This is a genomic window from Paenibacillus glycanilyticus NBRC 16618 (assembly GCF_004000805.1).
GTDB classification, from domain to species: domain Bacteria; phylum Bacillota; class Bacilli; order Paenibacillales; family Paenibacillaceae; genus Pristimantibacillus; species Pristimantibacillus glycanilyticus.
Genome location: NZ_BILY01000017.1, coordinates 120,517 through 132,074 on the forward strand (window position 1 = coordinate 120,517; position 11,558 = coordinate 132,074).

General features: G+C 53.3%; 11 protein-coding genes. 4 read left to right on the plus strand and 7 right to left on the minus strand.

What is annotated here, in order from left to right; all coding sequences use genetic code 11:
* Positions 1-12: 12 nt before the first annotated feature.
* Positions 13-792: a Fe-S cluster assembly ATPase SufC gene (gene sufC, locus PGL01S_RS15685; RefSeq protein ID WP_116394322.1), complete on the minus strand. Its 780-nt coding sequence runs from the start codon at positions 790-792 to the stop codon at positions 13-15.
* A 159-nt stretch (positions 793-951) separates the two neighbouring features.
* Positions 952-1,554 (minus strand): DUF1802 family protein, encoded by a 603-nt coding sequence (locus PGL01S_RS15690; protein ID WP_127495542.1) that lies wholly within the window; start codon positions 1,552-1,554, stop codon positions 952-954.
* A 197-nt stretch (positions 1,555-1,751) separates the two neighbouring features.
* Here PGL01S_RS15690 and mtnK point away from each other — a divergent pair, with 197 nt between their 5' ends.
* Positions 1,752-2,966, plus strand: a complete 1,215-nt coding sequence (gene mtnK / locus PGL01S_RS15695; RefSeq protein ID WP_127495543.1) for an S-methyl-5-thioribose kinase — start codon at positions 1,752-1,754, stop codon at positions 2,964-2,966.
* Positions 2,967-2,998: 32 nt separating this feature from the next.
* Entirely contained in the window at positions 2,999-4,057 is a 1,059-nt protein-coding gene (gene mtnA / locus PGL01S_RS15700; RefSeq protein ID WP_127495544.1) for an S-methyl-5-thioribose-1-phosphate isomerase, read from the plus strand.
* Positions 4,058-4,116: 59 nt separating this feature from the next.
* Here the strand turns inward: mtnA and PGL01S_RS15705 are convergent, their stop codons facing one another.
* Positions 4,117-4,422, minus strand: coding sequence for a YunC family protein (locus PGL01S_RS15705; protein WP_127495545.1), 306 nt, complete (start codon positions 4,420-4,422; stop codon positions 4,117-4,119).
* Between the two features lie 171 nt (positions 4,423-4,593).
* Here PGL01S_RS15705 and PGL01S_RS15710 point away from each other — a divergent pair, with 171 nt between their 5' ends.
* Positions 4,594-5,106 carry a hypothetical protein gene (locus PGL01S_RS15710; protein WP_116394317.1) on the plus strand — a complete coding sequence of 171 codons (513 nt, stop codon included), beginning with the start codon at positions 4,594-4,596 and terminating at the stop codon, positions 5,104-5,106.
* A 62-nt stretch (positions 5,107-5,168) separates the two neighbouring features.
* Here the strand turns inward: PGL01S_RS15710 and PGL01S_RS15715 are convergent, their stop codons facing one another.
* Together PGL01S_RS15715 and PGL01S_RS15720 are read right to left on the minus strand one after the other, a co-directional pair.
* Positions 5,169-7,070: a putative bifunctional diguanylate cyclase/phosphodiesterase gene (locus PGL01S_RS15715; protein WP_127495546.1), complete on the minus strand. Its 1,902-nt coding sequence runs from the start codon at positions 7,068-7,070 to the stop codon at positions 5,169-5,171.
* A gap of 302 nt (positions 7,071-7,372) precedes the next feature.
* The gene (locus PGL01S_RS15720) at positions 7,373-7,756 is read right to left on the minus strand and encodes a DUF423 domain-containing protein (RefSeq protein ID WP_127495547.1); all 384 of its coding nucleotides are present in this window, start codon (positions 7,754-7,756) and stop codon (positions 7,373-7,375) included.
* Between the two features lie 74 nt (positions 7,757-7,830).
* Between PGL01S_RS15720 and PGL01S_RS15725 the strand changes: the two genes are divergently transcribed.
* Positions 7,831-8,349: a hypothetical protein gene (locus PGL01S_RS15725; RefSeq protein ID WP_116394314.1), complete on the plus strand. Its 519-nt coding sequence runs from the start codon at positions 7,831-7,833 to the stop codon at positions 8,347-8,349.
* Positions 8,350-8,417: 68 nt separating this feature from the next.
* Here PGL01S_RS15725 and PGL01S_RS15730 read toward each other — a convergent pair whose 3' ends face one another.
* Positions 8,418-9,233 carry a hypothetical protein gene (locus tag PGL01S_RS15730; protein WP_127495548.1) on the minus strand — a complete coding sequence of 272 codons (816 nt, stop codon included), beginning with the start codon at positions 9,231-9,233 and terminating at the stop codon, positions 8,418-8,420.
* 199 nt (positions 9,234-9,432) lie between these two features.
* Positions 9,433-11,558: SbcC/MukB-like Walker B domain-containing protein (locus PGL01S_RS15735; protein ID WP_127495549.1), on the minus strand; the 2,126-nt coding region annotated here is incomplete at its 5' end.

Sequence of the window (11,558 nt, forward strand, 5' to 3'; positions counted from 1 at the left end):
CTTCTCCGCCGATTAAGCTTGGCCTACTGTTTCGTCAACAATGCCGAGTTCTTCTTTAACCCAATCATAGCCTTCGTTTTCAAGACGCTCCGCAAGCTCCGGACCGCCGGATTTCACGATGCGGCCTTGCATCATAACGTGTACGAAGTCAGGCGTGATATAGTTCAGCAAACGTTGGTAGTGAGTAATGATCAGGAATCCGCGGTCTTCGGAACGCATAGCGTTCACGCCGTTGGATACGATTTTCAGGGCGTCAATGTCGAGGCCGGAGTCAATCTCGTCAAGAACGACGATTTTCGGCTCAAGCATAGCCATTTGCAAAATTTCGTTACGTTTTTTCTCGCCGCCGGAGAAGCCTTCGTTCAGATAACGGTGAGCGAACTCAGGGTTCATCTCAAGATCCTTCATTTTCTTTTCCATTTGACGGATGAACTTGATCAGCGAAATTTCGCTGCCTTCTTCGCGGCGCGCGTTGATTGCGCTGCGGAGGAAGTCGGAGTTCGTAACGCCGGGAATCTCGCTAGGATACTGCATAGCAAGGAACAGGCCGGCGCGTGCTCTCTCGTCAACGCTCATTTCCAGCAGGTCTTCGCCGTCAATCGTAGCGGAGCCTTCCGTTACTTCGTATTTCGGGTGACCCATCAGCGCGGATGCGAGAGTACTTTTACCCGTACCGTTAGGACCCATGATCGCATGGATTTCTCCGCCTTTGATTTCAAGGTTAATGCCTTTCAAAATCTCTTTTCCTTCGATCTCTGCTTTCAGGCCATCGATGACAAAATGCGTTGCCATAATATACTTATCCCTCCAAGGTTGGTAATCGGTTTTTAGGCTCATCCCTATAAAAGCTTTCCAAATGGGAATATTATAGAGTGATTCTCATTGATTCTCAATAATTATTTTATTATAAGTTTTGTTATTAATCAATGCGGGAACGTCCGGCGGCTGGAATTAGGAGCCCTCCGAGATATCTCTTCCTATTAATGCTTGTTTGATTAATTCAACCTGCTGCCGGAATTGTTCATCCGGTATTACGGGAGTCATGGCAGGCTGAAGCATCCCCTCGTTCAGTTTTACCCAAGATTTGCATCCGGTATAAGCAGGCTGCATCGGCAGCTCTACCGGTTTCTCTAGACGGTATACTCTCAGCAAAAGCAAATGCAGCGGCTTCGTGCGTTTCCATTTGAGCCGCTCCTCGGCGAACGTATCCGTCCAAATGTGGAAATCCCGGATCCGGTCCAAAGTCTCCTGGTCCGTAATCTCGATATCCTCTACCGCTTCCGCGTAAGTGTTCAGCTCCATGGACGGCATGTCGGGCGACCAGCCCTGCATAATACCCTGGATCTGCCCTTGATAAGCATCCTTCAGCAAATGCTCCTTCTGATGCTCGTATGCAGGCATTAAATAGAAGCCTTTGCTCACCAGCTGAAAATCCCGCGTCTCCTCGACAATCCCGCCTTTGCGCATAACAAGGATAAGATGCCCTTCCCGCAGCGCTTTTACCGTCACGGCCCATTCCTTGAGCGCAACGGGTTCCCGTTCGTTATTCGACATTAAAGGACCTCCTTCGTATAAAAATGTGATTACTCTTGCTCCATGGAGCTTTCATGCATTGCCCGCTTGTCCTTAATCATGTAACATTATATCATTTGGAGGTATTCCAAGGCGAAATAATATCCGCTATACTATGTTGAGGAGTTTACTAGGCATTAAGACGCCTTTTCAAATACGAAATCGGAGGTGGACGAACCATGTCTGCTTATCATGCATTAACCGAACAAGAAGCGATTGAAATCGCAGGCGGCATCGAAGGTTTTTTCCCTGCAGGTGCTCAGCTTAACTGCCGTGAAATCGGCGACGGAAACTTGAATCTCGTCTTCCACATTACCGATCCGGCAAGCGGCAAAAGCCTCATTATGAAGCAGGCCCTTCCTTACGCGAAGGTTGTCGGCGAATCCTGGCCGTTGTCGCTCGACCGCGCCCGGATCGAGAGCGAGTCCCTGATCCTCCAGAACAAGCTTGCTCCCAGCCTTGTGCCCGTTGTATACCGGTATGACGCCGAGCTTGCGCTTACGGTCATGGAGGATCTGAGCGATCACCTGATTATGCGCCAAGGGCTTATCAAAGGCATCCGTTATCCGAAATTCGCGGAAGATATTTCGACCTTTATGGCAAATACGCTGTTCTTCACTTCGGATCTCGGCATGAACCAGCAGGACAAAAAACAGCGCGTTAAAGAGTTCATCAATCCGGACTTGTGCAAAATAACGGAAGATCTGATTTTCGACGATCCGTATACGGTGTCTTCCAACAATAATATCGAACCCGCCATTGAGGATGCCGCCGCGGCGCTCCGCGAGGATAAAGCCCTTCATCTCGAAGTTGCTCTGCTCCGCGAGAAGTTCCTGACAAGCGCGCAAGCCTTGCTGCATGGCGACCTGCATACCGGAAGCGTCTTCGCTACGCCGGAATCAACAAAAGTAATCGACCCTGAATTTGCTTATTACGGCCCAATCGGCTTCGATATCGGCGCGGTTATCGCCAACCTTCTGCTGAACTATGCGGGACAAGGCCATTGGATCAAGGATGAGAAAGAGCTTGCCGATTTCCGCGGCTACCTGCTCGAGACGATCCGCGATACGTGGACGAAATTCGACCGGAAATTCCGCGCTTTGTGGAACGAGCATGGCGTAGACCGCATGGCTAACGAAACACCGGGCTATCAGGATCTGTACATGAGCCGTCTGCTTCAAGATGCAATCGGTTATGCCGGCTGCAAGGTTGTGCGCCGCATCGTCGGCCTGGCTCATGTTGCCGATATCGATACCATTCCGGATGCGGCCGCACGCGAGCGCGCGCAGCGCCTTGCTCTGGAAATCGGCACCTCCCTCATTCATTTGAACCGCCGCGCGGTATCCATTGAACAAGCCATTGATGTTGTTCTGACTGCCGAAGCTAAGCAGTAACGGAAATACGGAATCAAGAGAGGATTTACAAGATGACTACAGAAAACTATGCGGGCCTGCAATCCGTCATCTGGCATGACGATAAGCTGGATCTGCTCGACCAACGGCTGCTGCCGGAAGAAATCGTTTATTTGCCGCTTGTAACGCAAGAAGCAGTATGGGAAGCCATTCGCCATCTGAAGGTCAGAGGCGCGCCTGCTATCGGTATTTCCGCCGCTTACGGCGTAGTGCTGGGAAGCCGCAACGCGGGTTCCGCCGAGGATTGGCTTGCGGATGTGCGCAAAGCTGCGGAGTATCTGGCTACTTCCCGTCCAACGGCCGTTAATCTGTTCTGGGCGCTGGACCGGATGAAAGCCCGCGCCGAAGCTCTCGCTTCCGAAGGCCATTCGCTTGAAGCTTTGAAAGAGGCGCTGCTGATCGAAGCCATTGCCATTCAAAGCGAAGACGAAGAAACAAACCGCCTCATCGGCGAGCATGCGTTGTCCCTGTTCCAGGACGATATCGGCGTGCTTACGCATTGCAACGCGGGCGGACTCGCTACGGCGAAATACGGCACTGCGCTTGCCCCATTCTATCTGGCCAAGGAACGCGGCATGAACATCCGGGTATTTGCCGACGAGACTCGTCCGGTTCTGCAAGGCGCACGCCTCACGGCGTTCGAGCTGCAGCAAGCTGGCGTTGACGTTACTCTCATTTGCGACAACATGGCCGGTCATGTCATGTCCAAGGGCTGGGTAAACGCCGTAATCGTAGGCACGGACCGCGTTGCCGCCAACGGCGACGTGGCGAACAAAATCGGTACGTACAGCGTTGCGGTACTGGCGAAGGCTCATGGCATTCCGTTCTATGTAGCCTGCCCGCTGTCGACCATCGATTTGAATACCCCTACCGGGGCCGAGATTCCGATCGAAGAACGCAATGCGGAGGAGATTACGGAAGGCTTCGGCAAACGTACCGCTCCGCAAGGCGTGAAGGTCTACAATCCTGCCTTCGATATTACGCCTAACGAATACGTAACGGCCATTATTACGGAGAAGGGCATCATCGAAGCGCCTTTTGACGTCAATCTCAAAAAGCTGTTCGAGCAATAACACAATAAGAGGCAGTCTCCTTGGGCGGGAGGCTGCCTCTTCGTTCATGCACTCGAGTGCTATATCATTAAGCGGAGCGCATCTGCGCCATTCATCCCGACAGTGATGCCAAGCGATTCCGCAGTAGTTGTTACGGATTCAAGAGGCGCCGCAAGCAGTTCCTCCAATGTCTTTACGCCAACTGCTCTACCCGCGATTATTTCTCTATCTTTCAGCCGATCGTTAAGCAGCCCCACATCCAGAGCTCCGCACATGATATAACCTCTATCCGTGGAGATGGAGAGCAGGGTTGTTTTCGGCAGCTTCACCTCGACTCCAAGCGCAGTAATACCGTCCCCAAGCGGTACGGGAACCATTCTCATCATTTTGGACACCTCCTTCACTACAGGCCATGACAGGTCAGTTCGAACCGCAACAACATTATATGCAGAAGCTGCAAAGCAGTGTTGGTTACTTGCTTATTTTTAGGACTATGTGTCCAACCTTTTTGATGATATATTTATAAAGATAATATTAATTATTAGTCCGGAGGAACTATGAAACCAACACAACCGGCCCGCACAAACTCATACGTATTCCAGGTTGAATTACTCGTTGAAGGGGACAGCAACGCTGCAGCCTTGGAGAAGCTTTTGAAATCGCTTAACCAAGGTGCTTACGCCGACTATCGCATACTTAACGGAATTCAGCTCGGACAGCTTATCGATCAACGAAAAACGGAATTGCCCGGCAGCCAGCCGGTTCCCGTGCCTCTGGCCGCGAAGTCAGCTGCCCAAGCAGCCCCGTCTCCCGTACCTCCCGTTGCTTCTGCCGCTTCCGTCGCTCCTGCCGTTCCCGCATCCGGCAACGGACTCGATTCTATCCGGGCTTTTATGAAAAGCAATAAATTAATTCGCCTCATTGTGAACAAAGGACTTGGAATCAAGCTCAGCATCCCTTGCCGCATTCTAAACATAGATGAGGAAGGTAATCTGATTACGGTCTATCACGTGGACGAGAAGCAGGTCTATACGTTCAGGCTTAATGAGATCGAGGATTTCCAAGATTAAAGAAAAGAAGCTGCCCTCTCGTATTCGGACGAAAGGACAGCTTCTTTGTTCGTTAGAACAAATTATTGAATATAGGCCGCTCCAAGCATTTGCTCGATGTCAGCGCTTGACACCGGAGGACTCCAGAAATAGCCCTGCATCTCATCGCAGTTATGCTTCCGTAAAAACTCCATCTGTTCCTCGTTCTCGACGCCCTCGGCAATAACCTGAATGTTCAGGTTATGCGCCATGGCGATAATGGCCGCAACAATCTCCGCGTCGCTAGGGTCTTGTTGAATATCCCTTACGAAGGAGCGGTCGATCTTCAAACGGTCAATCGGGAAGTTCTTTAAGTAATGGAAGGAGCTGTAGCCCGTTCCGAAATCGTCTACGCTAATGCCGACTCCCATATCCGTAAGCTCGAGCAGGCAGCGGGATACGTGGCCGGTATCCATCGTCATCGATTCGGTGATTTCCAGATCGAGATATTCCGGCTTTAACCCGGTCTTCTCCAGCACCGAAGCTACTTTGGTCGCCAGATCCTGCTGCACGAACTGACGGATCGAGAGATTCACCGATACCGGCATCGGCGGAAGGCCGGCATCCTGCCACTCTTTGTTCTGCCGGCAGGCCTCCTCCAGCACCCAGTCGCCGATTTGGACAATCATTCCGCTCTCTTCCGCGATTGGAATAAATTCACCCGGCGGAATCATCCCTTTCGCCGGATGTCTCCAGCGGACCAGCGCTTCGACGCCTACCATCATGCCCGATACCAGATCGTATTGCGGCTGATAGAGCAGAATAAATTCTTTGCGCTGAATGGCGCGGTACATCTCGTGCTGAAGCGTCAGCCGCTCGAAGGAGGAGTTACTCCAGCTCTCTGAATAGAGCATGCAGTCGTTTTTGCCGCTCTCCTTCACCTTGACCAGGGCTATATCGGCTTTCTTAAGAAGCGAGTAGCCTTCATCCTCATTGACAAGGCTGGTCACCGCCCCAAGACTGCCGGTTATATGCAGCGGGAAGCCCTTCAGCTCAAACGGCTCGTCAATGGCGTGCAGCAAGCCCCGCGACAATTCGATCAGCTGCTCTTCCGATTCGATATCATGGAGCAGAAAGGCGAATTCATCGCCCTCCATCCGGGCTACGATTCCCTGCTCGCCGATCGCACTCGTAAGACGCTCCGCTACCTGCAAGAGCAGCATGTCGCCAAATTCGCGTCCAAACGAGGCGTTAACCAGCTTAAACCGGTCCAAATCCAAATAACAAAGGCCAATCATCCGGTCATGCTCTCTGGCAAAAGCAAGGCTTTCATTCAACCGAATATGGAATAAGGTGCGGTTAGGCAGGCCCGTCATATCGTCGTAATAAGCCATGTAACGAATCCGCTCGATATTCCGCTTCCGGTCGCTCAAATCCTGGCTGACGATGACGGTTCCGATCACCTCGTCGTCTCTCAGCATGGGAGAACTGATGATTTGCAGCTCCAGCGGAAAACCCGAACGATGCGTAATATTAATATTGCGCTGCTCCGATTTTCCTTGAAGCGCATGCTCCAGCATCTCCTGCAGGCTGCTCCGGCTGCCCGGCTCCAGCAGCGGAGCAAGCGGCTTGCCAAGCAGGTCCTGGCGTAAGTAGCCCAACGTATTGCTGGAGGCGACGTTCATCTCCATGATGACGCCGTCCCGATCCAAAATCGCCAAGGGAACAGCTTCTGACTGAAGCAGTGTCTCTACGATTGGCGTATGGAAATTCCGGAATCCGATCATTTGCCCGTTCCTGGCAAACAAGATTGCCGTTATCGCAATCGCCAATACGGCAGTTATTGACGAAGTCAATTCCAACACGGGGTCGGCATTCCTATACAAGGCTGCTGCACAGAAAAGCACAGCCACAATAGCTATCGCAAGAGCGGCTGTCCGCAGCATGACTTGTGGCTGCGAAGCCCGATACCCTCTATTAGGCGAACCGTCCATCCGTTTCGTCACGCACCAACTTCCTTCCTCTTGTCAGGTCAAGCAAGGTTAGATTCATTATAAACGATATGGTCTGTGCGGTATAGAAATATTTACTAAAACAATAAATAATTCTTGTAGAATAAAGGCGTTTTATGTCGAAAAACAAAGCATTTCGCCATTTATGGCATGAATCTTGCAGTATAACAGACCTATATTTGACAAGTAGCAGTCATGCTTCGGCACATGCTCAACCAGCTTTCGCCGTCCTTGACTGAGCGGACAATTTCAATAAAAAAGCCGCTCCAAGTCATCCGGGAGCGGCCTTGCCTATTCTATGCTTTTTTTCTGGCACGCAGCGCCGCGGCCGCAATGCAGCCCCAGCCGGCCAGGAAGGCAACACCGCCAAGAGGGGTGATGGCGCCCAATATTTTAACGTCGCTTAACGCGAGGACGTACAGGCTGCCGCTGAACAAAATAATGCCTGCGATAAGCAGGCGCGCTCCCACTCTCACAAGCTTAACGTCGCCAATCCGGTCTGCCAGCAAAGCCACCAGCATTAAGCCAATCGCGTGATACATATGATAGCGGACGCCGGTTTCATAAACCTCCAGCATATCCTCTGACAAGGTATCCTTCAGGCCGTGAGCGCCAAACGCCCCGAGAGCTACCGCCAATGCAGCGCCTATCGCGCCGTAAGCGAAATATTTATTAGACATCTTGTTTTCATCCCTTTCATGTTTGTGTATAATCTTACAAGGAAATCCACTTATTACAAAGGAGTCGATCATTCTTGGAAGAACCGCGCAATCCTTCGCAGCCAGAACCGCAAACCGGCTCATCCGCAAATCCCGAGCAGCCTTATGATAATCCGTACGCATCAAGGCCTTCCCATCCATTTGCTCCGGTTAGGGAGAATGGACCGGTGAAGCAATCGGGACTTGGCATCGCTTCCTTCATATTGGCACTCGTTACTTTATTGCTTGTCGTTGGATGCGTGATCAGCGCTACCGTGTTTGTGAGCAACGTAACCGGCGACGCCCAAGGGTTCCTGAATGAAGTCGAGAATATGGAAAGCGAGGGCACGCTTCCGTCTGACTTGGTACCGATTATGATCGCCGGATTATGCATTATCGCATCCATCGGCATAGCCATTATCGGCCTGATCCTCGGCATTGTTGGCGCCGTTCAGAAAAACCGCCGCAAAGTATTCGCCATTATCGGCATTGTGCTGAACGGCCTGATTGTGCTTGGAACAGCCGGCCTTGTCATTATAGGCCTTGTCTCCGCTGCCGCGCAATCGACAATTTAGCAACAAATAAGCTACCTTCAGCAAAAGAGGCTGTTCCCCTGGGAACAGCCTCTTCTCGTATATCCGCCCTAATTCAGCTGGGCAGCAACGGTCTTGTTAATATCCGCAATCTTCTTCTCATAGCCCTCTATCCTCGCCTGTTGATCCGTTATTTGCTTCACGACCGTGGTCAGCGTAGTAAGCGAACGAATGGAGGTTTTTCCGTCATAGCCTCGCAGCGCGTACAGCAAATCGCTCCACTCCGCCGATTTTTGCTTGTTCAGCTGACTGATCGCGGACTTTGCTACGGCGATTTTCCGCTCCTCTTCGTTAATGGCGTCAAGCTGCCCGCGCAGCCGCTTCATTTTGTCGTTTGCGGATGTTTTAGCCGAGCTTAACGCGCTTTGCGCGGCGCGAATCTCTTCTTTGGCGCTTTTTACCGAAATCTCCAGCAGATCCACCTTCAGCTGTACGGCCGCGGTCAGCTCCTTGATGCCGAACTTCCGCGCCGCCTTCAGCTCCGCTTGGGCAGCTTCGTATTGATTAAACAAAGGCTGATAATTGTTCTTTAATTGCGTAACCTTCTTGTCCAGCGCATCCAGCTTCGCCTTGTCGATCAGCCGGATTTTCTGCCGAATCTCAGACTCCTTGTCATCGTTTGTTTTGGCAGTTGCTTTGATCCGCGTATCCTTCTCTCCAATAACGTTCTGCTGCTGGACAAAGCTTAGATACAGCGACTGGAGCTTCGCCGCGTCAGTAGACGGCAGCCCGGCCTTGGTCTTGTCGAACTGCTTCTGCGCCGTTGCGGATAAGGAATGAACGGCCGCTTCCGCAACCGCCGCCGGGAGAATGGCAGACAGCAGAAGAGCTAACAGCAAGGCAGTAGCCGGCATTCGAAATGTCATGCGTGTAAATCCTCCTTATACAATATTCATAGCGGCAGCCGACAACAAAAAAAAGCACCCTTCAAACCAAGCCCAAAGGCTGGTTCGAAGGGTGCTTCCCGTTCGAATAGAAATGGCATTGCCGCATATGTCTTTTCAATATACGGCTTGACCGGCTAAAGTGTCAACCCATTATTTTACAATAATCAGCAAAGCCTACTCACCTTACGGCAATGGATGTCCGGCTGTAGCCTTCCTTCGTCTTGTACACTTCGAGAGTAGCCGGGAAGGCTGCTTTAAGCTCCTGCACGTGGGAGATAACGCCAATCATCCGGCCTGAACGCTGCAGATCCACAAGCGCCTCAATCGCTTTGTTAAGCGAATCCTCGTCCAGCGAGCCAAAGCCTTCGTCAATAAACATCATCTCGATGGAGACGCCGCCTTGGAACGATTGAATGACATCGGTCATGCCAAGCGCAAGGCATAACGAGGCATTAAACTTCTCGCCGCCCGACATCGTCTTCACATCCCGGTTCTGGCCGGTATAGGCATCGTAGACATCAAGGCCAAGCCCGCTTTGTTTGCCTCGCGTCTCGAGCCGGTCGCTGCGCTGAAGAACGAACTGGCCGCCGGATAAATGACGGAGCCGGACGTTTGCGGCATGCAAAATCTGTTCCAGATATTCGATAAGAATATAACGTTCGAATGATATTTTGAGTGCGTTGTCGCCTTTAAGCATCTGGTACAGATCCAGCACCTGCTCAAGCTTTGCTTCCAGCTCCTTAACCTTGGCCGCTGCCTGGTCAATGGCCGTCTTAAGCTTGTCTGCGTCCTCGGCGAAACGGGAAGCAATCTGCAGCGCGTTCGCCGCTGCCTCAATCCGCGCTTTCAGCTCGGCAATTGCCGTCTTCAGCGCTTCAATGTCAGCCTGCTCCTTGCCAGCTAACTCCTGCTCCAGCTCTTCAATCCGCTTCCCGGCGGCTGCTACGGCCGTCTTATACGCCTCGAGCTGCTCCTTCAGCGCGCGTCTCTCCTGATCCGGAAGATGAGCCTCGCGGAATGCTTCCGCGGAGCTAAACTCCGCCTTCGCAAGCTCCTCCTCGAACCGTGCGGCTGCGAGCGCCGCATTGTCCCGGGCTTCGGCATGCTGCTGCTCGGTCTGCTCCGCATGAGCCTGCTCTTCGGCAAACTTCGCGCGCATCCGCAGCAGTCCATCCTGCGCCTCTTTCCAAGCTGCGGCAAGAGACTCCGCAAGACTGCGCTGCTGCTTAAGCCGCATCTCCATCTCCTTCGGAGAACGGAGGTCCTCCGGAATGCGCTCAAGCTCCTTCTCGAGCGCCGACTGCTTGGCGCCGCGCTCGACCGCAATCCGCTGCTGCTCGGCCTGCAGCTTATCCTTCGCTTGCTGAAGCTGCTCCAGCTTCTGCTCGATCTCTTCCGCCCGCTGCTTCATCTGCTTGCCTTGCTCGGCCTGCGCACCTAGCCGTTCCGCTTCCTCATTCAGCTGCTTCCAGCGTTTACGAAGCTCGGCCTGCTGCTCGGCCAGCCCGGAAGCTTCCGCCCCGTACTCCGCAAGCTCCGCCGCGCTTCCTTCCCAGCTCGAACGCGTTGCCGCAGCCTGTAGCTTCGCTTCGTTTAGCTCGCGTTCGTAACGGGATAGCTGCTCCTTCGCCTGCTGGAGCTGCTCCCTGGACGGCACGGCTTCCGCCGCAACGGCTTTGCCCGGATGCTCCTGGCTGCCGCAGACCGGACAAGGCTGACCGTCATGAAGATGGGCGGCCAAGAGGCTTGCTTGCCCTTCAATCCAACTGCGTTCCAGCCGGTCATGCTCCTCGCGGATTTGAGCAAGCGATAATGCCCGCTCATCAATCACGGATGCATGGGAGACAAGCTCCTTCTCCAGTTCAATTAACTTGGAAATATATTTGCCAGTCTGAAGGACCTGATTTCTTTGTTCAATAACGCCCGGCAGCGCCTCAACCGCGCCTTCGATCGCCTTAAGCTGCAATGCCAGCGTCAGCTTGGCTTCCTTCGCTTCGGCGATGAGCGCCTCCGCCGAAGCAAGCTTCGCAGCGCCGCTTTTCTCCGCCGTTGCCAGCTGCTCGACCGCTACGCGCTGCGCCTCCAGCGTCTGCACCGCCGGCGCCAGCTCCGCGAGGCGGTGCAACTCGCGCTCCGCTGCCTGCCGCTCCGCGCCGCGCTCCTCCTCGCGGCGATGCCGCTCCTCGGCTGCCGCGAGCGCCTCCTTCGCGGCCTCCGCCGCCTGGCGCCGCATATCGCGGGCCTGCTGCTTCGCCGCGGCATCCCGCTCGGCGCGGACCGCCTGCTCCGCGTACGGCGCCAGCT